This window comes from Rhizobium hidalgonense (assembly GCF_005862185.2).
Lineage (GTDB): Bacteria > Pseudomonadota > Alphaproteobacteria > Rhizobiales > Rhizobiaceae > Rhizobium > Rhizobium hidalgonense.
This window is the reverse complement of sequence record NZ_CP054027.1, coordinates 19,659-44,153: the sequence shown is the minus strand read 5'-3', so window position 1 is coordinate 44,153 and position 24,495 is coordinate 19,659. Positions and strand designations below refer to the sequence as shown.

Sequence of the window (24,495 nt, the reverse complement as noted above, 5' to 3'; positions counted from 1 at the left end):
ATATCGCCCGGCCTTGACCCTTTCTGCGGTTTCCCGGTTTTGGAGCGGGCGAAAAATTGGGAACGGACCTGCATACGCCTCTGGGCCGCAACCGCAAAACCGGCCGCAAGCGTCCAGGTTTTTTGCGCCTTGGCCGCATCGCCGCCAGTCTTTGTCTTTTCGCGATAGGCGGCTTTTCGCTCTATACGGCGTTTCGCGGCGATGGGCTCGAACGCACCAAACCGCCGGCGGCCGAGCAGGCCGCAAAGCCCTCCGATACAACTCAGCCATCGACGACAACTGCCAATCGGGCGCCGGACGGCATGCCACGCGCCGAACCGCGCTCGGGCGCCAATGTCGAACAGATGGTCACCGGCGATGGCTCGGTCGTCACCAAATTCAGTCCGCGCCCACGCGACGGCAGCGGACCGGTCCTGGTCGATGCCATGCAGGTCGGCCAGGATCCGCGCATGGCGGCACAGCCGAATGAAACGCTGCTCGAAGATACGCCTTTCGGCAGGCTGCCGATCGTCGGTCCGGATGGCCGGCGGCCAATGGATCAATATGCCCGCCCCTCGTCCGGCGCGCGCGGCGTGCGCATCGCCATCGTCGTCAGCGGCCTCGGGCTCAGCCAGACCGGAACGCAGCGCGCCATCGCTGAATTGCCGGAGGAAATTACCCTCGCCTTTGCCGCAAGCGGCAACAGCCTGCAGCGCTGGATGCAGGAGGCCCGCCGCGGCGGCCACGAGATTCTGCTGCAGGTGCCGCTCGAGCCATTTGATTACCCGGCAAATGATCCCGGCCCTGAGACGTTGCTGACCACCAAGCCGGTGGCCCGCAATATCGAGAACCTTCACAAGGCGATGGGCGAAATCACCAATTATACCGGCATCATGAATTATCTCGGCGGCCGTTTCCTCTCGGACTCCAACGCGATGGAGCCTGTCATGCGCGATATCGGCAAGCGCGGCCTGCTCTTCCTCGACGACGGCACGTCGGCGCAGTCGAAGACGGCTGTTGTCGCCAAGGGAACCGAAATGCCCTACGCCTTCGCCGACCTGCAGCTCGACGGCCAGCTCGATATCAACGCCGTCCTGAAGAAGCTTGATGAGCTCGAGCGCATCGCCCGCAAGAACGGCCAGGCGATCGGCGTCGCCTCGGCTTTCGATGAAAGTGTCGACGCCATCGCCAAATGGAGCGAGGAGGCGGCGATGCGCGGCATCGAGATCGTCGGCGTCGCCGCCCTTTCCAACGACCCCCGGAACCCTTGAGAGCAATTCGGGAAAAGATTGCTGAACGGAGAAGACGATGAGCCAGGCGACCGTAAAAGCCGAGGATCTGCCCTACCGCCCCTGCGTCGGGGTGATGATCCTGAACCGCGATGGCCTGGTCTGGGCCGGGCGGCGCATCCCCGACGGCAATTCGGAATATGACGGCTCGCCGCACCAGTGGCAGATGCCGCAGGGCGGCATCGATAAGGGCGAGGATCCGTTGGATGCCGCTTACCGCGAACTCTACGAGGAGACCGGCATCAAGACGGTGACCCTGCTTGCCGAAGCGAGAGACTGGATCAATTATGATCTGCCGCCGGCGCTGATCGGCATCGGGCTGAGAGGAAAATTCCGCGGCCAGACGCAGCGCTGGTTCGCCTTCCGCTTCGAGGGCGACGACAGCGAGATCGCCATCAACCCGCCGCCCGGCGGCCACGAGCCGGAATTCGATGCCTGGGAATGGAAGCCGATGCAGGAACTGCCGGGCCTGATCGTTCCCTTCAAGCGCGCCGTCTACGACCAGGTGGTTGCCGAATTCGAGCATCTGGCAGCACTGCAATCGGAAGACTGAAATCCCGGGATAATGCCTCGCTTGCGCTCGGCAGCAAGCGGCGGGACTACCGGCCGCTCAGGACGGCCGGTTTCTCGTTCGAATATTATTCGGCTTCGTTGGCGGAATCGGCGTTGAGCTGGCCGTATTTGCTTTCGCCGATTTTGCCAAGCAGCTCGAGCTGCGTTTCGAGGAAGTCGATATGGCCTTCCTCATCCATCAGCAGCTCTTCGAAAAGCTTCATGGAAACGTAATCGCCGGCTTCGTGACAAATATCGCGCGACTTCTTGTAGGCCGCGCGGGCGTCATATTCGCCGGCAAGATCGGCTTCCAGCACTTCCTTGACGTTCTGGCCGATGCGCAGAGGTGCAAGGGTCTGCAGATTGGGATGGCCTTCAAGGAAAATGATGCGCGCAACCAGCCGGTCGGCATGGTGCATCTCTTCGATCGATTCGGCGCGCTCCTTCTTGGCGAGCTTGGTGTAGCCCCAGTCTTCAAGAAGCCGATAATGAACCCAATATTGATTGACCGCCCCGAGCTCGAGGAACAGCGCCTCGTTAAGCCGCTCGATGACTTTTTTGTCGCCTTTCAATGTCCGCTCTCCTGTTTTCCTCATGGAATTGTTTCAAGCGGGACATGAAATCAAATATTTCCGTCTCCGTCGAGTGGCGACGGGCGTGATATTCCTCGGTCGTCTGGATAATGATGTCGACGACGTTGGGGAAACAGCCACAGCAACGGCCGCGCTTTTCCATGGCGTGGTAGACCTTCGCCGGCACGATAAGCTGCCAACAGTCCTCATCGAGAAGGTTGGTGATAACCTCCCGGATTTCCTTGTCGGTTATATAATTGCAGCTGCAGACAAGCACGTCTTCATTCCAAACATGACACTGACTATCGTGTTTTCTGCTAAAGAAGATGGTGGCTGTCAAGAAAAAATTCGAGCCCCGTATCATCGGACGCGATGTCCGAATGACAATCCAATGCCTATCCTCCGAGATTATGCAGTGCTTCCAGGGTGATGACGCCATAAGGCAAATGAAGGCGCGCCGCCGGATCCCGATCGGTGCGACGCATTTTAATGGAAGTTGCGTCCGCGCGGCATCACCTCAGCCGTTTCCGCCGCGCCGGAATTGCTGCCTGTCGCAATCATCCGTTTTGGCAGCTCCGCCCTCTCCTGCGCCTGCGCAAGTTTTATCTGCCTCGGATCACCACCGGGTCTCAGCACTTCGTCTGCCCGCTCGCAGACCCCGAAGCGCCGGGCCTCGCGTTGCAGGATCCCGAGCGCCGGCGTCATGTCCTCGATATGCTCGACGACGGTATGGATCACCCCGTGCTGGCTTTGCAGCCGGCCGCGGATTTTCACCAGCCGGGCGCCCATCACAACCGAACGGTATGTGTCGAATATCTTGTTCCAGACGATCGCATTGGCAACGCCGGTCTCGTCCTCCAGCGTCATGAAGATCACCCCTTTGGCCGAACCCGGCCGCTGGCGCACCAGCACGAGGCCGGCAATCGTCACCCTCTTCCCGTTCGCGACCTTCAACAGATCGACATTGCGCGTGATACCCATCCCTTGAAGCTCCTCGCGCAGGAACGAGACGGGATGGGCCTTCAGCGACAGCGAGAGATACCGATAGTCCTCGATGACCTGCTCTCCCGGCAGCATTTCCGGCAGCTTGGTTGCCGGCTCGGCCTGGAGATCGACATAACGGGCCTGCTCGAAAAGCGGCAGCTCCTCGGCCGCGCTCTTCACATCCAGCGCCCGCACCGCCCAGAGCGCATCGCGCCGTGATAATCTGAGCGATTGGAACGCATCCGCATCCGCCAGTCGCTCGATGACGGATTTCTGCAGGCCGGACCGCAGCCAGAGATCGCGCACCGAGCTGTAGCCTTCGCCGCGGTTGCTGACGAGCCGTTCCATCTCGTCTGTCGAGAGGCCCTTGATCTGCCGAAAGCCGAGCCGCACCGCGTGCCGGGCCTTGATGATCCCGCGCATCTCACGGTGACGGAAATCGACGGCATTCGGATCGAAAGCGGCCTCTTCCAGACTGCAATCCCAATCGGATTCATTGATGTCGACCGGCAGGATTTTGACCCCGTGCTCGCGTGCATCCCGCACCAGCTGGGCCGGCGCATAAAACCCCATCGGTTGGGAATTCAGCATCGCCGCGCAGAAGACGTCGGGATAATAGGCTTTGAGCCATGAGGAGGCATAGACGAGCAGCGCAAAGGAGGCGGCATGGCTTTCAGGGAAACCATATTCACCGAAACCTTTGATCTGGTTGAAACATTGCTGCGCAAATTCCGGAGCATAACCCTTTGAAACCATTCCCTCTATGAAACGCGTCTCGAAATTGCCGATCGTGCCGGTTCTCTTGAATGTCGCCATCGCTCTGCGAAGCTTGTCGGCTTCCGCCGGTTTGAAGCCCGCAGCAGTGATGGCGATCTGCATCGCCTGTTCCTGAAACAGCGGGACGCCGAGGGTTCTTTCCAGAACCGCTTCCAGCTCCTTGCTCGGATATTCGATCGGGATATTCTTGGCGCGCTGCTCCCGGCGCTTGAGATAGGGATGCACCATATCGCCCTGGATCGGTCCCGGCCGGACGATCGCCACCTCGATGACGAGGTCGTAGAACAGCTTCGGCTTGAGGCGCGGCAGCATGCTCATCTGCGCCCGGCTCTCGATCTGGAAGACGCCGAGCGTATCGGCCCGGCCCATCATCTCGTAAACCGGCTTGCCTTCCTCCCCATGCTCCCTGTTGCCGAGATCGGCGAGCGTCTTCTTCACCCCGTAATGCAGTTCAAGCAGCGAGAAACCCTTCCGCAGGCAGGTCAGCATGCCGAGCGCCAGCACATCCACCTTGAGGATCTTGACGTTGTCGAGATCGTCCTTGTCCCATTCGATCATGTAGCGATCCGGCATCGCCGTCTTCATGATCGGCACCACCTCATCGAGTCGGTCCCGCGTGATGACGAAGCCGCCGACATGCTGGGTGAGGTGGCGGGGAAAGCCGAGAAGCTCGGAGGCATATTTCAGCACGTTCCTGGTGACCGGATCCTTGATATCGAGGCCGGCCGCCTTGGCATCCCGTTCCGAGAGATTGTCCTCCGACCAGCCCCAGACAAGGCTGCTGATCGCCGACTGGACATCTTCCGACAGCCCGAAGGCCTTGGCGACTTCGCGGCCGGCCGAACGGGTCCGGTAGGTGGTCACACCCGCCGTCAGCCCGGCATGTTCCCTTGTGTAGGTTTTATAAATGTACTGGATGACCTCTTCACGCCGGTCATGTTCGAAATCGACATCAATGTCAGGCGGCTCGTCGCGATCCATCGAAATGAAGCGGTCGAAGAGCAGCGTGCTCTTTTGCGGATCGACTTCCGTTATTTCGAGGCAATAGCAGATAACCGAATTTGCTGCCGATCCGCGCCCCTGGCACAAGACCTTGAGCTCATAACGGGCGTGCTGGATGATCCTGTGAACCGTCAGGAAGTAGGAGGCATACTTCTTCTCGCCGATGAGTTTCAGCTCATAATCGATCTGCTTTGCCACCTTGGCCGGAATACCCTCGGGATAGCGCTTTGCCGCTCCCGTTCTCGTCAGCCTTTCCAACGTCTGCTGCGGCGTTTCGCCGGGATCGTTCTCAGGCGGATAATTATGCTCCAGCTCCGTCAGCGAAAAGCTGAGCTTGCCGAAGAAGGCCCGGCTATTTTCGATCGCACCGGGATAGTCTCGGAAGATCCGGGCCATTTCACGTGAATCCTTGAGATAACGTTCGGCATTCGGCGCCAGCAGGAATCCGGCTTGCGCTATCTCCACATGCTCCCGGATCGCGATCACCACATCCGAAAGCGGCCGGCGCTCGGGATGATGGTAAAGCGGCTGGTTGGTCGCAGTCAGCGGCACGCGATTGCGTGCCGCAAGCATGGCAAGCACCGCAAATACCTGCCTGTCGCGGCCGTCATAGGCTGGCGCCAGCGCCATAAAAAAATCCTTGCGGAACCGCCTGCGAAACCTACCGAGGTAATCTTCCAGAGCCGACTGCCCGGCCTGGCTTTCGATCAGAGTGCGATCGGGAACGAGGGCAAGCATCATCTCGTCCCCCCATTCCATCAGCTCCGCTTCCGTCAGGATGCATGTTCCCTTGACCGCTTCTTCCTTCAGATTGCCGGCGCTGAGCAGGCGGCAAAGATTTGCCCAGCCCCGCCGATTGCGTGGGTAGGCGAGCATGTCAGGCGTATCATCGCAAAAGACCAGACGGGCGCCCGGCTGAATCCGGATGGGATCGACAATCTTTTCTCTTTTCCCGTCCTTCTCCGCCTGGGCCAAGATCGCGTCTCTGTTCTTGTATCTCTCCTCGAGCTGCAGCGCCTGGGCATGCGCCCTGACCACGCCGGCAACGGAATTCCGATCCGCAATGCCGAGACCGCCGAGCCTGAGATGCGCGGCCTGCACCACCATCTCTTCCGGACTGGAGGCGCCTTCGAGAAACGAAAAATTCGTTCTCACGCCGATCTCGAAAAATGCGGGTTCGCTCTTCATGCAAATACCCCGTGCATGAACCAGCGAGGGTCGAATTCCCCACCATAAAAACCGCGACGATAGATCCAGAAGCGATGTCCGGTCTCGTCCTCGATGCGGAAATAATCGCGCGCCTCGGCGTCATCCCCATCGATCCACCATTCCATGGCAATCCGTTCCGGCCCTTCACTCCTTGCCACCTGATGCTGCATGCGCCGCCAGCGGAAAATCTGCGGCGGACCATCGGGCACTTCGGCAAGCATGATCTCGACCGGCTCCGGCGTCGCAAAGAGCCGCAGCGGGCGCTCTTGGCGGAAAGGAGGCTGGATATCCTGAGCCGCCTTCCGCCTGGGAAGGTGATCCATCACCGGAACGGTTATGACGGCGCGTTCCGGCACATGGCTCTCGCGCAGCTGGAAGCTTTGCAGGCAATCCGCACCCAGCCGGGCCGAGACCCGATCGACGAAGGCCGAAAGCGAAATCTCTCCCTGGCGGTCGCCCTCGAAATCCGCCTGGGCCGCGTTGAAGGGATCATGTCGCAGCACATTCAACCGCAGGATTTCGAAACCATAGCCGGCGTCGAGATCGTCATAAACCGCCTGCAATCGCTCGGAAAAAAGCCCGGCAATGAACTTTGGTTCGCGAAGCGGCTGCGAAGCGCCGACGGAGATATGAAAGACCCTGCCGTCGACGCGGAACAGCACCAGTTCGAACACCCGTCCACCGATCCCCCGTGTTTCCAGCGACGGCTGCAGCGACAGGGCGACCTGCCGGGTGACGGCAAGGATCTGTTCTTCCGTGCCGATGGGCTCGATCAGGCGGCTTTCGGCCGAGAGGCTGGCGACCGGACGCCGCGGCGAGACCGGCTCCTCTTCGCGTCCCAGCGCCTGGTCGAGGCGCAGAAGCAGTCCCGGGCCGAACCGCCGGGTCAGCGGCGCGCGCGGGGCATCGATGACGTCGCCGACATATTTCAGGCCGAGCTTCTTCAGCGCATCGACGGTTTGTGCTTCCAGCCGCAAGGCGGCAACCGGCAGGGACATCAGCACCTGCTCCGTCTCCTCGTCTTCGATCACCCCGTCTTGCCCGAAGCGCGACGCGGCCCAGGAAAGGCCCGGCGACGATGAGATGGCGCCGCGCGCATCAATCCCCATATAAAAAAGCCGCGACAGCACATCCTTGAGAAGCGCCTTTTCCCCGCCGAAGAGATGGGCGCAGCCGCTAATGTCGAGAAACAGGCCGTCCTTGCCGTCGAAGGCCACCAGCGGCGTATAACGGTCGCACCAGTCGGCAATGGCCTCCAGCAGCCGGCGGTCGGCGGCCGGATCCTCTTCCGCGACCTCGAGCGTTGGGTACATGGCCCGCGCTTCGGCAACGCCCTGTTCCTTCTTCAGGCCCAGCCTCTCGGCCAATTCGTCCAGGGCCGTCAGCCGCATGGCATTGTTGAGCTTGCCGGAACAGACGATAGGGGGGGTCTCAGGACGCCCTTTCGAACGCCAGGAGTGCCCCCATCGCCTGCGGGCGATGCGGTCCGTTGGCAGATGCGGAAAGCTGAGCGCCAGAATGCGCTGACTGCTCGCCGGGAGGACGAACGAGGTTTGGCTCGGCGACAGGGAGAAATTCGCGTTCATGGGGGTTCCACTCCAGAAAAAAGCAGAGCGGGGCCGGATTGCGACCCTTCTCCAGCGTGAGACGGAAAATCGGATTGCCGATGCTGCCGGAAAGCTTCGATTCCCCAGGCAACGGCCGCAGAGCCGATGGAGCTGGTTCGACATGCAGGCGGAAAGCCGCACTGCTAGCCTCCTCCGCCCCGGCCTGGCGGACGATAAAGAGCGGACGGCGGGCAGCACGCGCCCGCAGACTGAGCCTGCGGCTTTCGGTCAGGCCGAAATGGGTGGGATTGCCGCGCACTTCGAAGATGACGGCCGAAAAAGCAGCGCTTTCCACCGCGGTCTCCACCAGCCAGAGCGCCTCGTCCAGCTTGCGCGGCGCCGCATGGAGAAACCGCTCCGCGTTCAGCCCGAAATCCTGAAGCCCTGGAGCATAGGGCCGACCGGCCTCCAGCGTGCCGACAGCATCACCGACCCAGAGCAACGGCAGCAGCCTGCCGGCATCGGATTCCTGCTTCTGCAGCCGCGCGGCGACAGCCATCGCCAGCCCGCTTGCCGCACCCGCATCACGCGACAGAGCCGAGCGGAATTCGGTGATCGCATCGAGCGGCAGGCCGCCTTCCAGCGCCTCATCAAGATATTCTACCCCGAACGCCAGCGGCGGCAGACTGGCTCTCCGGGGTGTCTTTCCCCCTTCCGCTAGGGCTCCCCGCTCCGCTGCCGCAAGCGCCGGCGCGGGCTTCCCTTCGAGTCTGGCGATGGTTTCGCGGAGCGCAAAAAGCCGCTCGCGCGCCAGGGCGTGCTGCGCCATGGCGTTCTCCAATTCCGTCTTGTTCCTGTTATGTTCTTATAGATTCCAGAGAGCTAATGAAGAGTCAACGGCCATTTTTTATGAATTTATTCCTGCCTTTGATTCCGCACTCGAAAATCGGCGATAAAGGTTCTATATGGGCCCGCAAAGGAAGGAATATTCATGGCCCGCATAGACCAGAGCGATGATTGGCGTGACCGCCATGCGCCGACGATCAGCGCCTTCGAGTCGCTGGCCATGGAGGCCTACAGCCATCTGCCGGATGAGTTCCGCCAGCTGACGACCAACCTGACGATCGAGATCGAAGACTTCCCCGATGACGACGTTTTCGAGGACATGGCGCTCGAAACCCCTTTCGATCTCCTCGGTCTTTTCGAGGGCAGGGGCATTTCCGAACGTTTCACCGTGGAAACCGGCGAGATGCCGAACCGCATCCGCCTCTACCGGCGTCCCATCCTCGACTACTGGGCTGAGAACGACGAGACGCTCGGCGATATCATCACCCATGTCCTGATCCATGAGATCGGCCATCATTTCGGGTTGAGTGACGATGACATGGAGCGGATCGAGGCAAGCGCCGAAGAAGCCGCGGAACGCTGAAACACGCCGTGTCCGGTAGGACGCGCTATTGCTCGGAGAGCTTCATCTCGGGATGGTAATCCTTGCCTTCGACAGTCTTGACGACGGCCTGGCCGCACTGCATCGCGCCGGTTGCGGCATTGAAGGCATAGGTCGGCGAGCCCTCCAGCGACCAGCCCTTGTTGAGGACGGCGGTGACCTTGTGGCAGAAGGAAGCATCGTCGGGACCGGTCAGGAAGCGGTAGAGTTTCATCAGTCGGGCTTTCTTGCAGAAATCAGGTGAGCTTTATGGACCAGAGCTTCGGCCTGGACAAGATGCAGCCGCTCGACCATCCGCCCGCCGGCATTGATGACATTTAGCCCATCGGAAGCCGGATCGGCAAAGGCAGCAATGATCGCCTCCGCTTCAGCAATCGCTGCCGGATCCGGGCCGAAATGCCGGTTGGCGGCTTCGATCTGCGCCGGGTGGATCAGCATCTTGCCGGCAAAACCCATGGCCCGCCCCTGCCCGCATTCGGCATCGAAACCCTGCTCGTCCCTGAAATCGTTGAAGACGCTGTCGATCGCATCGAGCCCGTAGGCGCTGACCGCAAGGACGACCTGCATCAGCCACGGCACGAGATAGGCTCGTCCCGGCTGCGGCAAGACGCCTGTTTCCTTGCGCAGATCATTGAGCCCGGCGACGAGGCAATCGAGCCGCGAGCCCGGCGTGCGGCCGGATTCGGCGATCGCTCCAGCATTCAGCACGCCGCGCGGCGTCTCGATCATCGCCCAGATGCGCAGCTCCTCCGGCGCATCCGCATCGGCGAGTAGATCGGCTATATCGGTGATATCTAGAGGTCCGTCCACCTTGGGAAGGAGAACGGCGTCGGGCAAAAGCGCATTGACCAGATCCAGGTCCGCCGGCCCGAATTCGGATGACAAAGAATTGATGCGGATGATCCTTTCCTTGCCCTCAAGCAGCGGACCGGCAAAAAAGGCGCGCAGATTTTCCCGCGCTTGTTCCTTCTTCTCGGGCGAAACGGAATCCTCGAGATCGAAAATAACCGCATCGCAATCAAGCGAATGGCTTTTTTCGAGCGCCCGGAGATTGATGGCGGGCACGCTCAGCACCGAGCGGCGCAGATTTAAGGAACGGCGTATGGTTTGGCTCATCGATCATTAGTGCCAAGCTTCGCGAAGCCCGGCAAGACAACAAAAAGCCATGCTTGCCTTGCAGAGAGGAAAAAGAAGGACCACATTCCTTTCCGAAGAAAGGTCTCAAACCCATGCAGAACATTCGCTCCATCTTCCTCATGCTTGCCGGCGCCACGGTTTTCGTGGCCATGTTGCTTTTCACCTTTTCGGTGACACTCGCCGTCGGCGGCATCCTGACCGTGCTCATGGTCGGTCGCGCGCTTTCGCTGAAGATGAAGCCCGCTCCGGTGCGCGCCAAGGCAAACAATGGCCAGCGCGAAATGCGCATCTGGAACGACGGCCGCGGCACGATCATCGATCTCTAAAAAAATCGACCGACACTGTCGGATCATGCTTCCATGATACGTCCTTGAAGCAGCCGAGCATTCCGCCGGCGCTTCAAAACGAAATGGAGGACAAGCATGGATGCGACAACGGAAAACAATCCGGTCAAATTGCCGCCGGTCAAGAATGGCCTGCTGCCCTATCTGACGGTCGGCGGCGCGGTCAAAGCCGCCGAATTCTACAAGAAGGCTTTCGGCGCCGAAGAAGCCTATGTCGTGCCGGTCGACGAGAGCGGCAGGACGATGCATGTGCATCTCTACATCAATGGCAGCTCCCTCATGCTGTCGGATGCCTATCCCGAATACGGCCATCCCTTCAAAGGCCATGAAGGCTTCGCCATCCAGCTTGTCATCGACGATATCGATTTCTGGTGGGACCGCGCCGTTGCTGCCGGCGCCGAAGTCGTCATGCCGGTCGAACTGATGTTCTGGGGCGACCGCTACGGCCAGTTGCGTGACCCGTTCGGCGTCCTCTGGGGCCTCAACGCACCGACGAAGTAATGGTCCATACGCAGAGGGCAGGCCGCGCGAAACGTCGCGTGGCCGTCATTTTCAAAGATTCTCCTTCATTTCGGCGAAAAACTGGACTAGATGCAAATTCAGGAAGTAGATTTGCTGAAATGGAGCATGGGTCATGGATAAATTCGTGAAGCTCACGGGCGTTGCAGCGCCCTTGCCGGTCGTCAACGTCGACACCGACATGATCATTCCTAAGGATTATCTGAAGACCATCAAGCGCACCGGCCTCGGCACCGGCCTTTTCGCCGAAGCCCGTTATCACGAAGACGGCTCCGAAAATCCGGATTTCGTGCTGAACAAGCCAGCCTACCGCGATGCCAAGATCCTGGTTGCCGGCGATAATTTCGGCTGCGGCTCGTCGCGCGAGCACGCGCCATGGGCGCTGCTCGATTTCGGCATCCGCTGCGTGATCTCCACCAGCTTCGCCGACATTTTCTACAACAACTGCTTCAAGAACGGCATCCTGCCGATCAAGGTCAGCCAGGAAGACCTCGACAAGCTGATGGACGACGCCTCGCGCGGCTCCAACGCCATCCTGACGGTCGACCTCGAAAACCTCGAGATCACCGGTCCCGATGGCGGCTCGATCAAGTTCAATCTCGACGAATTCAAGCGCCACTGCCTGCTGAACGGCCTCGACGATATCGGCCTGACGTTGGAAAAGGGGAAGGCGATCGACAGCTTCGAAAAGAAGAACGCCGCTTCGCACCCTTGGGCCGCTTAAGCCGCAGACGGATGAGCTATCGATCAAGCCGGGCCTTCGCCCGGCTTTTTTTAGAGCCTCTCCGGGTTAGATTGAAGCATTCTGCCGGAGCAGGTTTTCGTCAGGGCAAAGGCGATTGGCGACGGGCATACCCCCAGGTACGTCCGAGCCGATCGCCTTTGATCCTGGCTAGAGATGCCCGGCCTACCGGCCGCACCGCTTCGCATAGCGAAGCGATAAGTGCGTCCGGCGTTTCGTGAGTCTTGCAGATTTGCCAAGGCAAATCTGCGGGAGGGTTGGCTGAAACGGGCCGGCTGATCGACCGGCCATCCGACTCCGTTTGAACCAACAGAATGATTCAATCTAACCCGGAAAGGGTCTAATTTCAGATCAGAGAAACTTCTCTTTCCAAAGCTTCAGCTTTTCGAGCGACACGCCGATGCCGCCGCAGACTTCGATCAGCGGATTGTCGAAACGCTGAAGCAGCCCGGCATGCACATCGGCAACGGCAAGCGCCGCCCCACAGGCCGGCTCGACCAGAATGCGATATGCATCGGCAAATTTCAGGCAGGCGGCAACCGCATCGGCATCGCTGACGACAATGCTTTCGATCGGATGCTGTCTCGGCAGGTCGAAGACATGCTCGGCCACCTGCCGCGCGCCGAGCGAATTGGCAATCGAGGTGATGGCGGGCAGGGTAATGCGCTCATTCGCCTTGAGGCTGGCGTTCAGCGAGGCCGCTCCTTCCGTTTCGACGGCGATAACCGGCACATTGGTAAGCCCGTTTCGCTTCAGCCCCTCGACAATGCCGGCAAGCAGCCCGCCGCCGCCGACGCTGGTGACGACGCAATCGAATTTGGCACCCTTCGCCACCACCTCGTCGATCAGTGTCGCATGACCGTCCCACAGAAGCGGATGGTCGAAGGGGTGCACATAACTCGCCTTGCGGCTCCTCGCGAGGTCGACCGCATGGGCATTGGCTTCGTCGAACACCGAGCCATGCACGAGCACATTGGCGCCCGTTGCGGCGATCGTCTGCCGTACATCGGCCGCCGTCGTCTCCGGCACGACGATGGTGACCGGCACACCGAGCGCCCGGCCGGCATAGGCGGCGGCAATGCCGGCATTGCCGCCGGACGCACAGAAGATCTCGCGCGCGCCATTTTCCACCTCATGCTGACAAAGCCGGCCGACGCCGCGCAGCTTGAAGCTGCCGGAGGGCTGCAACGCATCGAGCTTCAGCCAGAGTGGCTTGCCGCTGGCGCTGTAGCCGGGTGCCGTTAGAGCCAAGGGCGTGTTGAGGTGGAGAGGAGCTGAAACCATGAGAAACATCCGTGGACATTAAGAGGTAAGCGACCTTCTAACCCGTTTGCAGATGCGCGAGCAATCATCACAGCCAAGAGCGAAGCGTACCGATTCACGCCCTCCCTCGCTTGAAATGCCCATTTCCGGGGTCTAAGAAACCGCAACTTGTTTTTCCCAGGAGGGTTTCATGACAGCGCGCAATCTTTTCCTGCTTCCGGGTGACGGCATCGGTCCCGAAGCCATGGGCGAGGTCCGCAAGATCATCGCCTATATGAACGAGGCGATGAATGCCGGTTTCGTCACCGACGAAGGCCTTGTGGGCGGCTCTGCCTATGATGCGCATGGCGCGGCGATCTCGGAAGCCGACATGCAGAAGGCGCTTGCCGCCGATGCCGTTCTCTTCGGCGCCGTCGGCGGCCCGAAATGGGATAGCGTGCCTTACGAAGTGCGCCCGGAAGCCGGCCTGCTCCGCCTGCGCAAGGATCTCCAGCTGTTTGCAAACCTGCGCCCCGCCATCTGCTATCCGGCCCTTGCCGCGGCCTCGTCGTTGAAGCCGGAACTGGTCGAAGGCCTCGATATCCTGATCATCCGCGAGCTGACCGGCGGCGTCTATTTCGGCGAGCCGAAGGAGATCATCGATCTCGGCAACGGCCAGAAGCGCGGCATCGACACGCAGGTCTACGACACCTACGAGATCGAACGCATCGCCGGCGTCGCCTTCGAAATGGCTCGCACCCGGCAGAACCGCGTCTGCTCCATGGAAAAGCGCAACGTCATGAAGTCGGGCGTGCTCTGGAACCAGGTGGTAACCGAGACGCACAAGGCGAAATATTCCGACGTCCAGCTCGAACATATGCTCGCCGATGCCGGCGGCATGCAGCTGGTGCGCCAGCCCAAGCAGTTCGACGTCATCGTCACCGACAACCTCTTCGGCGATATGCTCTCCGACGTCGCCGCCATGCTGACCGGTTCGCTCGGCATGCTGCCCTCGGCCTCGCTCGGCGCGCCTGACGGCAAGACCGGCAAGCGCAAGGCGCTCTACGAGCCGGTGCATGGCTCGGCCCCCGACATCGCCGGCAAGGGCATCGCCAATCCGATCGCCATGATCGCCTCGTTCGCCATGTGCCTGCGTTACTCCTTCAACCTGGTGAAGGAAGCCGACGACCTGGAAAAGGCAATCGCCAACGTGCTCGACAAGGGCATCCGCACCGGCGACATCATGGCCGATGGCGCAAGGCAGGTCGGCACCGTCGAGATGGGCGATGCGATCCTCGCCGAGTTTAAGGCGCTTTCCGCCTGATATATTTCACGTGAAACAGTTCAGCCCTTCGCATCACGCATGCGGAGGGCTTTTTCGTAAAGCCGAGAAGCCTGAACGGGGCGGTCGAATTATCCGAAACGGACTATTCTCAGCCACAATCTCGTGTATTTTTGCGCCGAATTTCAACCCGGTAAATTCGAACGGACGACGGAATGCGGGCATTTTGGGCTTCCCTGGACAGGCGCTGGCGCCGGAGCGGCGCTGCCATGCCGCCTTTGCGTTGGCAGGCCTGTCTTTTCATCTCGCTCAATGCCGTCATCCTTTCCATGCTGCTCTTCGATGCGCCGATCGGCGCCAGCGAACCTCCTGCGCTGGTGAAACACCTCGGCGAGATGATGACCGGTTTCGGCGATTCCGCCTGGCTGATCTATACCAGCATCCTGCTGTTCTTTCAGGGCCGGGCAGGCTACAAGCTCGTGAAGACGGCGCGCTCCAAGGCGCAGGCCCTCTATGTCAGCTGGATCGGCGCCTATCTCTTTGCCACCGTGGTCTTCTCCGGGCTTCTCGCCAATCTGTTGAAGCGGGCGATCGGCAGGGCGCGTCCCGATCATTTTCACGACTACGGCATGTTTTCCTTCGCGCCCTTTTCAGGCCATGCCGCTTTCGAAAGCTTTCCGTCGGGCCATTCCACGACAGTTGGTGCCTTCTTCGCCGCCTTTGCTCTGCTGTATCCGCGCTACCGGGTTGTCTTCATCGCCTGTGCCATCTGGCTCGGCATGACCCGCGTCATGGTCGGCGCCCATTATCCAAGTGACGTGATCGCCGGCCTTGCCTTCGGCGGCTGGTTCTCGCTGCTGACGGCGATCATCTTTGCCCGCTGCGGCCTGCTCTTCAAGCTGGCGCCGGATGGCTGGCCGATCGCCAAGCGCCTGTTCTCTGACACGAAAAAACCCGGCGCCTTGTGAGCGCCGGGCCGTTTTCTCAAGCTTCTCAGACGCGCGCGCGTCATCAATCCATTGCGTGGATATCCCTGTTCTTCGTTTCCGGTAGGAAGATCAGGCCGATCACCAGCGTGATCGACGCAAACACGATCGGATACCAGAGACCATAGTAGATATCGCCTGCGGCAGCGCTCATCGCGAAGGCTGTCGCCGGCAGCAGGCCGCCGAACCAGCCGTTGCCGATGTGATAAGGCAGCGACATGCCGGTATAGCGAATGCGGGTCGGGAAGAGCTCGACCAGCAGAGCGGCGATCGGGCCGTAGACCATCGTCACATAGAGGACGAGGACGAACAGGATTGCGATGGTGCCTATCCAATTGACGCGGGTGGGATCGGCAGTCATGGCGAACGCGCCGCCATTGGCGACGTTGTAGACCGCCATGTCGGTGACGCCAGTGGCCTCATCTGCCGTCAGCAGCTTGGTTTCAACAAGCTTGGCCGCCGGCACGGTTTCCTTTTCACCGGCGCGGACGGTTTCGGCATTGAGCGCAAGTTCCGGATTGGCGGCGATGAAGGCATCGAGCTTGGCATCCGGCACTTTGGCGGCACCGCGCTTCAGCGGATAGCCGGCGTCGTGGAGGGCAATATTGACGCCCTTTTCGAAGGCGGCAGTCATGCCCTTGGCCTTGTCGCCGGCAGCAACGACGTCGAAGCTGGCAATCGTCGCGTTGCCGACCTTCACGGTTGCCGGCTGTCCGGCAGTACCGGGCACGACGTCATAAGGCACCGAGTTCTTCGTCAGGAACGCCGTCGCCACGTCGCAGGAGCTGGTGAATTTCGACGTGCCCGTCGGGTTGAACTGGAACTTGCAATCCGCCGGATCGGCCGTCACCGTCGCGCGGATCGAGGCCTGCGCTTCGGCAAGCGCCGGGTTCGCCGTCCAGGTCATCGCTTTGAACAGCGGATTATAAGTGACCGCCGCGATGAGAAGACCCGCCATGATGATCGGCTTGCGACCGATCTTGTCGGAGAGGCCGCCGAAAATGACGAAGAACGGCGTGGCGAGGAAGAGCGCGATGGCGACCATGATGTTGGCCGATTGCAGATCTACCTTCAGCACGTTCTGAAGGAAGAACAGCGCATAGAACTGGCCGCCGTACCAGACGACCGCCTGGCCCATGGTGGCGCCGAGAAGCGCGATGATCGCAATCTTGGCATTTCTCCATGTTCCGAAGGCTTCGGTCAGCGGCGCCTTGGAGCCCTTGCCCTCCGCCTTCATGCGTTGGAACGCCGGCGATTCGTTCATCTTCAACCGGATCCAGACGGAAATCCCGAGCAGGACGACCGAAACCAGGAACGGAATGCGCCAGCCCCAAGCGGCGAACTGAACCGCACCCATCAGATATTGAACCAGGACGATGACGATCAGCGACAGGAACAGACCGAGTGTCGCCGTCGTCTGGATCCACGAGGTGAAGTAGCCGCGACGCCCGTTCGGCGCATGTTCGGCGACATAGGTTGCCGCACCGCCATATTCACCACCGAGCGCCAGGCCCTGCAGCAGGCGAAGGCCGATCAAAATGATCGGGGCAGCGATGCCGATGGTGGCGGCACCCGGCAGGATGCCGACGAGGAAGGTCGACAGACCCATGATCATGATCGTCACCAGGAAGGTGTATTTCCGGCCGACCAGATCACCGAGACGGCCGAACACCAGCGCACCGAAGGGGCGCACCAGGAAGCCTGCGGCGAAGGCAAGCAGCGTGAAGATGTTGCGCGTCGCCTCGGGATATTGGGTGAAATAGGTCGCGCCGATATAGGTGGCGAGCGAACCGTAGAGATAGAAATCATACCATTCGAAAACGGTTCCGAGCGAAGAGGCGAAGATCACCTTCTTCTCTTCGCCGGTCATCGGCCCGGCCTTCGCGCCGTCGATGCTTGCGACATTTGCCATTGTCTGTCCTCCACAGAGTGATGAGCAACGCGCGCGACCTACTCTCCTCAAAGCAGACCCCTGGCCGCGACACGCCTGTCGAGAGTGTGCCAGAAAGGGCAGATCAAAAAGAGAGAGGCTTTGGGATTATGACTTTAGTCTAATGGCAGCGCGCGCCTTGGCATGCAGCGGAGTCGTGAGCCGGCCCTAGGCTCTCAGCGCCTGCGCCGGCGATTGCCGGTAGGCGAGAACCGCCGGGAGTGCGGCCAGAATTGTGGCGAAGGCGAGCAGCAACGCCGCAAGCCCGGCGTCTTCACGAGCGAAGCCGACCGGCATGGCGATCCCACTCGTCTCAGAGAACATGCCGGATAAGATCAGCGCCGCAGCATAGCCGAAAGTGAATCCGAGGCCGATGCCGACGGCCACCAGGAAGAAGAATTCCAGCCAGACGATGCCGAAGATCGCGCCGCGTGGCGCGCCGAAGGCCCTCAGCGCGCCGATCTGTCGGCGGCGCTGGCCGATATGAATGACCGTGACCAGGACGAGCGAGGCTGCAACGAGGGCTTGCGCCCCGGAAGCGACCGCGACGAGGATCTGCTTGGCGTCGCCGAGCGTGGCGTAGAGATTGGTCAGTACATCACCGGGAAAGACCGCGACGGTATTGCCGCTGCGATACTGCTGCCGCAGCTTGTAGGCGTCGGCAATTGTCTTCGGCTTGACGAGGATGGCGGGAAGGCCGGGAGCATCATCAGTCCAGCTCTCCTCAAGTGGAGCATCCGGGTTGGCTCCGCCGTGATGCTCATGCGCATCGTGACCGGCGCCAGCCTGCTGATGATCGTGATCTGCACCCTCCTCCGCCTCCATGCCATGGATATGCCAGACGGCCTGGATCGGCACCAGAATGGCCCGATCCCAGGCGGTGCCTGTCGGCCGCATGCGGCCGGCGATATGGTAGACGAGTTCGGTATGTGTCTCGCCGCCTTCTTCCGCCAAACCGTGCATCGGCTTGATCTCGCCGCCGAGCGAAAGCTGGACGGCGGAACCGATCACCGCCTCGCCCTCGCGTGCGAAAACCTTGCCTTCGACAAGGCCGCCGGACAGGTTCTCCGCCAGTACAACGGTCGTGCCGACGATCGGATAGCCGGAGAAGGAATCGCCGAAGCCGATCGGAGCGGCCCAATCGACGCGGGGATCGTCGGCAAGCCTGGCCAGCACCTCGCCCGACATTAGCGGCAAAGGCGAGGGCTGCAGGAAGACCGAGGACAGCACAAGCTGCGTCTCGCTGCCGCCGGCGCCGATGACGAGATCGAACTTATCGGCGGCGCGTGCACTGCCGAGACGAAGGGCCCGCTCCTGCAGCACGACGGAAACGCCAAGTGCGGTCGCAAGCGCGACCAGCAGCACGACCACCAGCGACCCCGCCCAGAGGCGGCGAAGATCGGAAAGGATGAAACGGATCATGCAGCCGCTCCCGCCATTGCCGCGGAATCGTCGCTGATCCGGCCGGAACCTAAGGTGATGCGCCGGTCGAGGCGGCCGGCCAGGCGCTGATCGTGTGAAACGACGATCAGTGTGCTGCCTTCGGCCACCGCAAGATCGAGGATCAGATCGCCGACAGCTTCACCGCTTTCGGCATCGAGGCTCGCCGTCGGTTCGTCGGCGATGATGACGCCGGGCTTGCGCAGCAGCGCCCGGCCGATCGCCACGCGCTGCATCTCGCCGCGCGACATGGTTTCGATCTTCTGGCCGGGGCGGGAAAGACCGACGGTGCTTAAAAGCGCATGCGCCCGCTCGATGACGTCAGCCGAAGCGGCGCCGGCGAGCCGCGCCGGCAACAACACATTTTCCAATGCCGACAGACCGGGGAAGAGATGAAATTCCTGCATGACCAGGCCGATATTGGCGGCACGGAACCGGTCGCGCCGGCTTTCGGGAAAACCGACGATATTCTCGTTGTTCCAGCGGACGCATCCGTGACGTGTCCGCTCCAGCCCGGCAATGATATTGACGAAGGTGCTCTTGCCGGAACCGGACGCGCCAGTGATGGCGACCCTGCTGCCGGCATCGATCGACAGGTGGCCGATCGCCAGCGCTGGCGAGGACAAGCCCGGGAAGGTGACGGAGAGGTTTTCGATAGTAAGAGCGAGCATAGCGGTTCAGACGGCGGAATATTCGGCCTGGCGAATGCGCAACAGGCTGACGAAGCCGGTTTCCGGATCCGTCCACGAGCCGTATTCCAGCGTGCCGCGCACTTCGATCGTCTGGCGCGGCTGCACGAAGGTCTGCTTCTCCCCGAGATAGACGACGACGATATTATCCGGCCAGTCCGCATCCGAGGAGCAGAAAGGGCAGAGCGACATCGGTATTTCGGTGAGCACGAAGAACTGCGCCTCGGCCTTCAGCGGCGGCGCCATGAAGCCCTTCATGCCGATGTCCTGGCCGGCGAGGCGCTTCACCTTGCCGGAGAATTCCAGGCCGAGCACACCGATCTTGCCGTAAAGCTCGTCGAAAGAGAGCGAAGGATCGGCCGCGCGCACGGTAGAAACGGTAAAGGGAAGCGCAACGGCAGCGCCGAGCAGCCGGCGGCGGCTGAGATGCAATGAAGCGAGTGTTTCCATGTCATTCTCCAAAAAGCATCAATCCCGACCGCTGGAGGGCCGGGACCATGATCGATGAAACAGGCAATGCCGCGCAAGCGATCTTGCCGCATTGGCTTCAGATCAGTTCGTCTGCTTGGCGCCGAGAGCGAAGGTGTCGGCGAGCACGCGATAGACGTCGCTCTGCTCCAGGTAGCCATGGAAACCTTCAGCACCCGGACCAGCCGACTGCAGGACCACGTCGTCGACCGCATGGACGCCGCTCTCGCTGCTCTTCGGAAGATTGCCCTGAACGAAGACCGCGCCGGGAACGTCCTTATACTGTTCGTTGGCGACATATTCCTTCTTTTCGTTCTGGACAGCCGGAACGAAGGGGCCGTCGAGCTTCGGACGGAAGGTCTCGTAGTGATCGGGGCCGTTATTGGCGCTCAGGAACAGACGGCGGCTGACGTCGATCCTATCGGGATAACCGTCGCCGTTTTCGTCCTTGTAGTTCGGGAAACCAGCCTCGGCATAGGTGCCGACCTTTTCGCGCATTTCCGTGCCGGGCTTCTCATCGTCGACGGTGCCGATGATCGATACGCCATGCGTATGGTCGCCGGTGACGACGATCAGCGTGTCCGGATGCGCCTTCTGGAATTCGCGGGCAACGCCGATCGCCTTGTCGAATTCGATGGTATCGACAACGGCGCGATCCCAATCGAGCGGATGAGACATCTTGTCGATCGAGGAGCCTTCGACCATCAGGAAGAAACCATCAGGATTCTTGGAGAGTCGGTCGAGTGCGGCCTTGGTCATGTCGACGAGACCCGGCTGGTTCGGGAACTTGTCGACAGTGCCCTTCTTCAGGAATTCGCGGTCGAGCGTGACGTCCATATTGCCGGTGTGGAACAGGCCAAGGAGATTGCCTTCAGCCGATGCATTGGCTGCGAGCTCGTTCTTGTCGGTCGCAAGCTTGTAACCGGCATCCTGGAACAGCTTGATGTAATCCTGATTGTCCTTGCGCTTGGAACCGGCGACTTCCTTGCCGAGGAAATAGGCCGAGCCGCCGCCAAGCAGAACTTCCGGCTTGACCTCGAGCAGCATGCCGACGACGTCGGCCTTGTCGCCGCGGTTGCGGGTATGGGCAACGACAGCAGCCGGGGTCGCGTCTTCGACTTCAGACGTTGCAACGATGCCGATCGACTTCTTCGTCGTACGGCGGACGGCTTCGCCGAACGTTTCGACGCGCGGATCGTCGAGCGAGGAAGGCGTACGGTCGGCGTAGACGCCGATCGCGTTGACGGCGGTCTTATGGCCGGTCATGAAGGCCGACATGGTATTGGCCGAGTCCGTGGCAACGGCATTCGTCGCCGAGGTGCCGATGAAAGCCATGCGATCGAGATCGTCCATGTTCAGACGGCCGTTCGCCTTACCTTCGGTCATGCCCTTGGACATGATGCGGGCGGCGGTGCGATGTGCAACGGAAAGACCGTCGCCGAGCAGGAAGATGATGTTCTTCGCCTTCGGCTGAGCCGCGGTTTCGTAGACGTTCCAGGTAACGGACTTGGTTTCGTCGCCGGCGGCGACCTCGACCTTGTAGTCGCCAGGAGCTGAGATCTTCAGGCCGCGCAGCAGCAGAGCGGAGCCGAGAGCCTTGTCATCCTTGCCTTTTTCCAGCTCGATAAACTGCGCCTCGCCACCGAGGATTGTCTTGTAATCCTGACCGTTGACGGTGATCTTCACGTCTTCAGGCTTGACCTGCTTATTGAGCTCGACCTTGAAATCGAACGGCGAGCCGACAAGAATCGTCGCGCGATCGAGTGGATAGACCGTCGTCGCCTGAGCGGCGCCCGCAAGCATGGTGGTGGCCGCAAAGGCGGCAAGAAGCGTACGCATGGAAAACCCCCGTTTTCGTTGCAGAGTAGAAGAGAACCGGGCCGGGATATCTGCCGGGGATGACAATGGCATGACAAAAGGTCGCAGTGTCGGACCACTCTCTCCGGCCGTAGTCTTTCAGCGCAAAAACCTTGACTCCTGTGGAAAACCTTCTAAGAGCAACAGCGGAAAAGGAATCTCCATGGTTCGCGACGAACACGCCATTGCTGAGTGCGATGACCGGGCACGGGTTGCCGGGGTGGATATTGCCGTTCCGGTTTCTGCCAAAACCAAGGCCAAAACGACGACGAAAACCGTCTGACGTCTCTGGCCTGCCGCTCTCTCCCCGGCTCGGCTGGGGACAGGAAGACGCGATCTGTCGCGCCTTTCCCCTCACCGGACAAGAGGAGAGAAGAGAAAGAGAGCTTGAGAAATGGGTTTCAAAGTAGCAATTGCGGGAGCCACCGGAAATGTCGGCCGGGAGATGCTCAACATCCTCTCCGAACGCGGCTTCCCCGCCGATGAGGTCGTGGCACTTGCCTCCTCGCGTTCGCAGGGCACCGAGGTTTCCTATGGTGACCGGACGCTGAAGGTCTCCAATCTGGAGAATTACGATTTCTCCGATACCGATATCTGCCTGATGTCGGCCGGCGGCGAGGTTTCCAAGAAGTACTCGCCGAAGATCGGCCAGCAGGGCTGCATCGTCATCGACAACTCGTCGGCTTGGCGTTACGACGCCGACGTGCCGCTGATCGTGCCGGAAGTGAACCCGGACGCCATCAGCCAATTCACCAAGCGCAATATCATCGCCAACCCGAATTGCTCGACCGCCCAGCTGGTGGTGGCGCTGAAGCCGCTGCACGACTTCGCCAAGATCAAGCGTGTCGTCATCTCGACCTACCAGTCGGTCTCCGGCGCCGGCAAGGACGGCATGGACGAGCTGTTCAATCAGACGCGCGCCGTCTTCGTCGCCGATCCGATCGAGAACAAGAAGTTCACCAAGCGTATCGCCTTCAACGTCATCCCGCACATCGACGTCTTCATGGAAGACGGCTACACGAAGGAAGAGTGGAAGGTGCTGGCCGAGACGAAGAAGATGCTCGACCCGAAGATCAAGGTGACCTGCACGGCCGTGCGCGTGCCCGTCTTCATCGGCCATTCGGAATCGGTCAACATCGAGTTCGAAAACGAGATCACCGCCGATCAGGCCCGTGACATCCTGCGCGATGCACCCGGCTGCCTCGTCATCGACAAGCGCGAGAACGGCGGCTATATCACGCCTTATGAATCCGCCGGCGAAGACGCGACCTACATCTCGCGCATCCGAGAAGATGCAACGGTCGAAAACGGCCTCAACATCTGGGTGGTCTCCGACAATCTGCGCAAGGGCGCGGCATTGAACGCCATCCAGATCGCCGAGCTGCTCGTCAATCGCGGACTTGTCAAGCCGCGCAAGCAGGCTGCCTGATACCATTTGTAAACCATAAGCTGTTAAAGCCCTGCTCGGTGAGCGGGGCTTTTTCGGGGCAAATCCAACTGCATAAGCGCTCGCCAAAAGGTGATCGTGACAAAATCGCGAGCGGCTGGCATTCTCTTGCCCGCCTAAAATCTATGCAGATCGAGAGCGGGGTTTTCTCAATGCGCATGACAAAATTGTTTCTGGCGGCCGTTGCGGCAATCGGCGTCCTCCATGCAGTGCCGGCGTTCGCGCAGGGACCGCAATGTGGCAATACCAGCGCCGGTTTCGACGCCTGGGTCGCCGATTTCAAACAGACGGCAGCGGCCAATGGCATCAGCCAATCGGTGCTTAGCCGCGCCTTCGCCAACGTCAACTACAACAAGCCGACAATCGCCGCGGACCGCGGCCAGAAAAGCTTCAAGCTCTCCTTCGACGCGTTCATGCAGAAGCGCGGCGGCGCCACCGTCATCTCCCGCGGCCGCGGCATGAAGGCAGCCAACCAGGCGCTTTTTGCCTCAATCGAACGCCGCTTCGGCGTTCCTGCCGGCCCGCTGATCGCGATCTGGGGCATGGAGACCGGTTTTGGCAGCTACATGGGCAACCAGCATACGCTGTCGGCCGTTTCGACGCTCGCCTATGACTGCCGCCGTTCGGACTATTTCACCGACCAGCTCTATGCCGCGCTCCAGCTCGTCTCCGAGGGTTATCTGAGCCCGCAGGCCAAGGGTGCAGCCCATGGTGAAATCGGCCAGACGCAGTTCCTGCCGCGCAATGTTGTGCGCTTCGGCGCCGACGGCGATGGCGACGGCCGCGTCGACATGGTCGGTTCCCGCGCCGATGCGCTGGCCTCGACGGCGAATTTCCTCAAGGGCCATGGCTGGCGCGCCGGCGCCGGTTATCAGCCGGGAGAGCCGAACTTCGTCGCCATCCAGGGCTGGAACGCCGCCAGCGTCTACCAGCAGGCGATCGCCTATATCGGCCAGCAGATCGACGCCGGCAGATAATGCATGTCACCCGGCGCCGCGGTTCCGGGATAATGTCCGCCGTCATCGGCAATCATACGCAAAAACGCCGCTGCGAC

At 60.9% G+C, this 24,495-nt stretch carries 24 protein-coding genes; 11 read left to right on the top strand and 13 right to left on the bottom strand.

Annotated elements, in window-relative coordinates:
* Nucleotides 1–56: 56 nt before the first annotated feature.
* On the top strand, nucleotides 57–1,250 hold the full coding sequence (locus FFM81_RS00180) for a divergent polysaccharide deacetylase family protein (protein WP_097536869.1): 1,194 nt from the start codon (nucleotides 57–59) through the stop codon (nucleotides 1,248–1,250).
* Between the two features lie 37 nt (nucleotides 1,251–1,287).
* The gene (locus FFM81_RS00175) at nucleotides 1,288–1,821 is read left to right on the top strand and encodes an RNA pyrophosphohydrolase (protein ID WP_003567649.1); all 534 of its coding nucleotides are present in this window, start codon (nucleotides 1,288–1,290) and stop codon (nucleotides 1,819–1,821) included.
* 85 nt (nucleotides 1,822–1,906) lie between these two features.
* Here FFM81_RS00175 and bfr read toward each other — a convergent pair whose 3' ends face one another.
* From bfr to FFM81_RS32590, 5 genes are all read right to left on the bottom strand, one after another.
* Nucleotides 1,907–2,392: a bacterioferritin gene (bfr, locus tag FFM81_RS00170; protein WP_003567651.1), complete on the bottom strand. Its 486-nt coding sequence runs from the start codon at nucleotides 2,390–2,392 to the stop codon at nucleotides 1,907–1,909.
* Nucleotides 2,358–2,756 (bottom strand): (2Fe-2S)-binding protein, encoded by a 399-nt coding sequence (locus FFM81_RS32595; RefSeq protein ID WP_080687582.1) that lies wholly within the window; start codon nucleotides 2,754–2,756, stop codon nucleotides 2,358–2,360. The genes bfr and FFM81_RS32595 overlap by 35 nt, the downstream gene beginning before the upstream one ends.
* Before the next feature lie 122 nt (nucleotides 2,757–2,878).
* On the bottom strand, nucleotides 2,879–6,343 hold the full coding sequence (locus FFM81_RS00160) for an error-prone DNA polymerase (protein ID WP_003567655.1): 3,465 nt from the start codon (nucleotides 6,341–6,343) through the stop codon (nucleotides 2,879–2,881).
* Nucleotides 6,340–7,755 carry a Y-family DNA polymerase gene (locus tag FFM81_RS00155; protein ID WP_246401151.1) on the bottom strand — a complete coding sequence of 472 codons (1,416 nt, stop codon included), beginning with the start codon at nucleotides 7,753–7,755 and terminating at the stop codon, nucleotides 6,340–6,342. Before FFM81_RS00155 ends, FFM81_RS00160 begins: the two co-directional genes overlap by 4 nt.
* 40 nt (nucleotides 7,756–7,795) lie before the next feature.
* Nucleotides 7,796–8,740 carry an ImuA family protein gene (locus tag FFM81_RS32590; protein WP_003567659.1) on the bottom strand — a complete coding sequence of 315 codons (945 nt, stop codon included), beginning with the start codon at nucleotides 8,738–8,740 and terminating at the stop codon, nucleotides 7,796–7,798.
* A gap of 162 nt (nucleotides 8,741–8,902) precedes the next feature.
* On the opposite strand from FFM81_RS32590, the gene FFM81_RS00150 reads away from it, so the two are divergent.
* A complete protein-coding gene (locus FFM81_RS00150; RefSeq protein WP_003543974.1) occupies nucleotides 8,903–9,340 on the top strand; it encodes a metallopeptidase family protein in 438 nt (145 codons plus the stop codon).
* Between the two features lie 25 nt (nucleotides 9,341–9,365).
* Here FFM81_RS00150 and FFM81_RS00145 read toward each other — a convergent pair whose 3' ends face one another.
* Both FFM81_RS00145 and FFM81_RS00140 read right to left on the bottom strand, forming a co-directional pair.
* Nucleotides 9,366–9,572, bottom strand: a complete 207-nt coding sequence (locus FFM81_RS00145; RefSeq protein WP_003567660.1) for a DUF1737 domain-containing protein — start codon at nucleotides 9,570–9,572, stop codon at nucleotides 9,366–9,368.
* Nucleotides 9,572–10,474, bottom strand: coding sequence for an HpcH/HpaI aldolase/citrate lyase family protein (locus FFM81_RS00140; RefSeq protein ID WP_003567662.1), 903 nt, complete (start codon nucleotides 10,472–10,474; stop codon nucleotides 9,572–9,574). Before FFM81_RS00140 ends, FFM81_RS00145 begins: the two co-directional genes overlap by 1 nt.
* A 113-nt stretch (nucleotides 10,475–10,587) precedes the next feature.
* Between FFM81_RS00140 and FFM81_RS00135 the strand changes: the two genes are divergently transcribed.
* The 3 genes from FFM81_RS00135 (at nucleotide 10,588) to leuD (ending at nucleotide 12,082) form a co-directional block, all read left to right on the top strand.
* A complete protein-coding gene (locus FFM81_RS00135) occupies nucleotides 10,588–10,821 on the top strand; it encodes a hypothetical protein (RefSeq protein WP_003567664.1) in 234 nt (77 codons plus the stop codon).
* Nucleotides 10,822–10,917: 96 nt separating this feature from the next.
* The gene (locus FFM81_RS00130) at nucleotides 10,918–11,340 is read left to right on the top strand and encodes a VOC family protein (protein ID WP_003567666.1); all 423 of its coding nucleotides are present in this window, start codon (nucleotides 10,918–10,920) and stop codon (nucleotides 11,338–11,340) included.
* A gap of 133 nt (nucleotides 11,341–11,473) precedes the next feature.
* On the top strand, nucleotides 11,474–12,082 hold the full coding sequence (gene leuD, locus FFM81_RS00125; protein WP_138385286.1) for a 3-isopropylmalate dehydratase small subunit: 609 nt from the start codon (nucleotides 11,474–11,476) through the stop codon (nucleotides 12,080–12,082).
* A gap of 369 nt (nucleotides 12,083–12,451) precedes the next feature.
* Here leuD and FFM81_RS00120 read toward each other — a convergent pair whose 3' ends face one another.
* Entirely contained in the window at nucleotides 12,452–13,384 is a 933-nt protein-coding gene (locus FFM81_RS00120; protein WP_003567671.1) for a pyridoxal-phosphate dependent enzyme, read from the bottom strand.
* 169 nt (nucleotides 13,385–13,553) lie between these two features.
* Between FFM81_RS00120 and leuB the strand changes: the two genes are divergently transcribed.
* Both leuB and lpxE read left to right on the top strand, forming a co-directional pair.
* Complete coding sequence (gene leuB, locus FFM81_RS00115) at nucleotides 13,554–14,666, top strand: 3-isopropylmalate dehydrogenase (protein ID WP_003567672.1); 1,113 nt, start codon at nucleotides 13,554–13,556, stop codon at nucleotides 14,664–14,666.
* A 173-nt stretch (nucleotides 14,667–14,839) separates the two neighbouring features.
* Complete coding sequence (gene lpxE, locus FFM81_RS00110) at nucleotides 14,840–15,592, top strand: lipid A 1-phosphatase LpxE (RefSeq protein WP_173883745.1); 753 nt, start codon at nucleotides 14,840–14,842, stop codon at nucleotides 15,590–15,592.
* A gap of 43 nt (nucleotides 15,593–15,635) precedes the next feature.
* Here lpxE and FFM81_RS00105 read toward each other — a convergent pair whose 3' ends face one another.
* The 5 genes from FFM81_RS00105 to FFM81_RS00085 all read right to left on the bottom strand — a co-directional run bounded on the left by FFM81_RS00105 (nucleotide 15,636) and on the right by FFM81_RS00085 (nucleotide 21,976).
* Nucleotides 15,636–17,522, bottom strand: coding sequence for an MFS transporter (locus FFM81_RS00105; RefSeq protein WP_003567675.1), 1,887 nt, complete (start codon nucleotides 17,520–17,522; stop codon nucleotides 15,636–15,638).
* Between the two features lie 186 nt (nucleotides 17,523–17,708).
* Nucleotides 17,709–18,962 (bottom strand): ABC transporter permease, encoded by a 1,254-nt coding sequence (locus FFM81_RS00100; protein WP_138385287.1) that lies wholly within the window; start codon nucleotides 18,960–18,962, stop codon nucleotides 17,709–17,711.
* Entirely contained in the window at nucleotides 18,959–19,651 is a 693-nt protein-coding gene (locus FFM81_RS00095; RefSeq protein ID WP_138385288.1) for an ABC transporter ATP-binding protein, read from the bottom strand. The genes FFM81_RS00100 and FFM81_RS00095 overlap by 4 nt, the downstream gene beginning before the upstream one ends.
* A 6-nt stretch (nucleotides 19,652–19,657) precedes the next feature.
* Entirely contained in the window at nucleotides 19,658–20,119 is a 462-nt protein-coding gene (locus FFM81_RS00090; RefSeq protein WP_003567680.1) for a hypothetical protein, read from the bottom strand.
* Nucleotides 20,120–20,221: 102 nt separating this feature from the next.
* Entirely contained in the window at nucleotides 20,222–21,976 is a 1,755-nt protein-coding gene (locus FFM81_RS00085; protein WP_128397659.1) for an alkaline phosphatase, read from the bottom strand.
* Between the two features lie 70 nt (nucleotides 21,977–22,046).
* On the opposite strand from FFM81_RS00085, the gene FFM81_RS00080 reads away from it, so the two are divergent.
* From FFM81_RS00080 to FFM81_RS00070, 3 genes are all read left to right on the top strand, one after another.
* Complete coding sequence (locus tag FFM81_RS00080; RefSeq protein ID WP_003567684.1) at nucleotides 22,047–22,277, top strand: hypothetical protein; 231 nt, start codon at nucleotides 22,047–22,049, stop codon at nucleotides 22,275–22,277.
* 111 nt (nucleotides 22,278–22,388) lie between these two features.
* On the top strand, nucleotides 22,389–23,423 hold the full coding sequence (locus FFM81_RS00075) for an aspartate-semialdehyde dehydrogenase (RefSeq protein ID WP_003567686.1): 1,035 nt from the start codon (nucleotides 22,389–22,391) through the stop codon (nucleotides 23,421–23,423).
* 170 nt (nucleotides 23,424–23,593) lie between these two features.
* Entirely contained in the window at nucleotides 23,594–24,418 is an 825-nt protein-coding gene (locus FFM81_RS00070; RefSeq protein ID WP_003567688.1) for a lytic murein transglycosylase, read from the top strand.
* The last annotated feature ends 77 nt before the right edge of the window (nucleotides 24,419–24,495 follow it).

Bases quoted from the DNA above. Each gene is read 5' to 3' on its own strand.
- FFM81_RS00090 (WP_003567680.1), bottom strand. From the start codon at position 20,119: ATGGAAACACTCGCTTCATTGCATCTCAGCCGCCGCCGGCTGCTCGGC.
- FFM81_RS00150 (WP_003543974.1), top strand. From the start codon at position 8,903: ATGGCCCGCATAGACCAGAGCGATGATTGGCGTGACCGCCATGCGCCG.
- leuD (WP_138385286.1), top strand. From the start codon at position 11,474: ATGGATAAATTCGTGAAGCTCACGGGCGTTGCAGCGCCCTTGCCGGTC.
- FFM81_RS00105 (WP_003567675.1), bottom strand. From the start codon at position 17,522: ATGGCAAATGTCGCAAGCATCGACGGCGCGAAGGCCGGGCCGATGACC.
- FFM81_RS32590 (WP_003567659.1), bottom strand. From the start codon at position 8,740: ATGGCGCAGCACGCCCTGGCGCGCGAGCGGCTTTTTGCGCTCCGCGAA.
- lpxE (WP_173883745.1), top strand. From the start codon at position 14,840: ATGCGGGCATTTTGGGCTTCCCTGGACAGGCGCTGGCGCCGGAGCGGC.
- FFM81_RS00075 (WP_003567686.1), top strand. From the start codon at position 22,389: ATGGGTTTCAAAGTAGCAATTGCGGGAGCCACCGGAAATGTCGGCCGG.
- FFM81_RS00160 (WP_003567655.1), bottom strand. From the start codon at position 6,343: ATGAAGAGCGAACCCGCATTTTTCGAGATCGGCGTGAGAACGAATTTT.
- FFM81_RS00175 (WP_003567649.1), top strand. From the start codon at position 1,288: ATGAGCCAGGCGACCGTAAAAGCCGAGGATCTGCCCTACCGCCCCTGC.
- FFM81_RS00145 (WP_003567660.1), bottom strand. From the start codon at position 9,572: ATGAAACTCTACCGCTTCCTGACCGGTCCCGACGATGCTTCCTTCTGC.
- FFM81_RS00080 (WP_003567684.1), top strand. From the start codon at position 22,047: ATGACAAAAGGTCGCAGTGTCGGACCACTCTCTCCGGCCGTAGTCTTT.
- FFM81_RS00120 (WP_003567671.1), bottom strand. From the start codon at position 13,384: ATGGTTTCAGCTCCTCTCCACCTCAACACGCCCTTGGCTCTAACGGCA.
- FFM81_RS00130 (WP_003567666.1), top strand. From the start codon at position 10,918: ATGGATGCGACAACGGAAAACAATCCGGTCAAATTGCCGCCGGTCAAG.
- FFM81_RS00070 (WP_003567688.1), top strand. From the start codon at position 23,594: ATGCGCATGACAAAATTGTTTCTGGCGGCCGTTGCGGCAATCGGCGTC.
- FFM81_RS00140 (WP_003567662.1), bottom strand. From the start codon at position 10,474: ATGAGCCAAACCATACGCCGTTCCTTAAATCTGCGCCGCTCGGTGCTG.
- FFM81_RS00085 (WP_128397659.1), bottom strand. From the start codon at position 21,976: ATGCGTACGCTTCTTGCCGCCTTTGCGGCCACCACCATGCTTGCGGGC.
- FFM81_RS32595 (WP_080687582.1), bottom strand. From the start codon at position 2,756: ATGATACGGGGCTCGAATTTTTTCTTGACAGCCACCATCTTCTTTAGC.
- FFM81_RS00155 (WP_246401151.1), bottom strand. From the start codon at position 7,755: ATGCGGCTGACGGCCCTGGACGAATTGGCCGAGAGGCTGGGCCTGAAG.
- FFM81_RS00095 (WP_138385288.1), bottom strand. From the start codon at position 19,651: ATGCTCGCTCTTACTATCGAAAACCTCTCCGTCACCTTCCCGGGCTTG.
- FFM81_RS00100 (WP_138385287.1), bottom strand. From the start codon at position 18,962: ATGATCCGTTTCATCCTTTCCGATCTTCGCCGCCTCTGGGCGGGGTCG.
- FFM81_RS00135 (WP_003567664.1), top strand. From the start codon at position 10,588: ATGCAGAACATTCGCTCCATCTTCCTCATGCTTGCCGGCGCCACGGTT.
- leuB (WP_003567672.1), top strand. From the start codon at position 13,554: ATGACAGCGCGCAATCTTTTCCTGCTTCCGGGTGACGGCATCGGTCCC.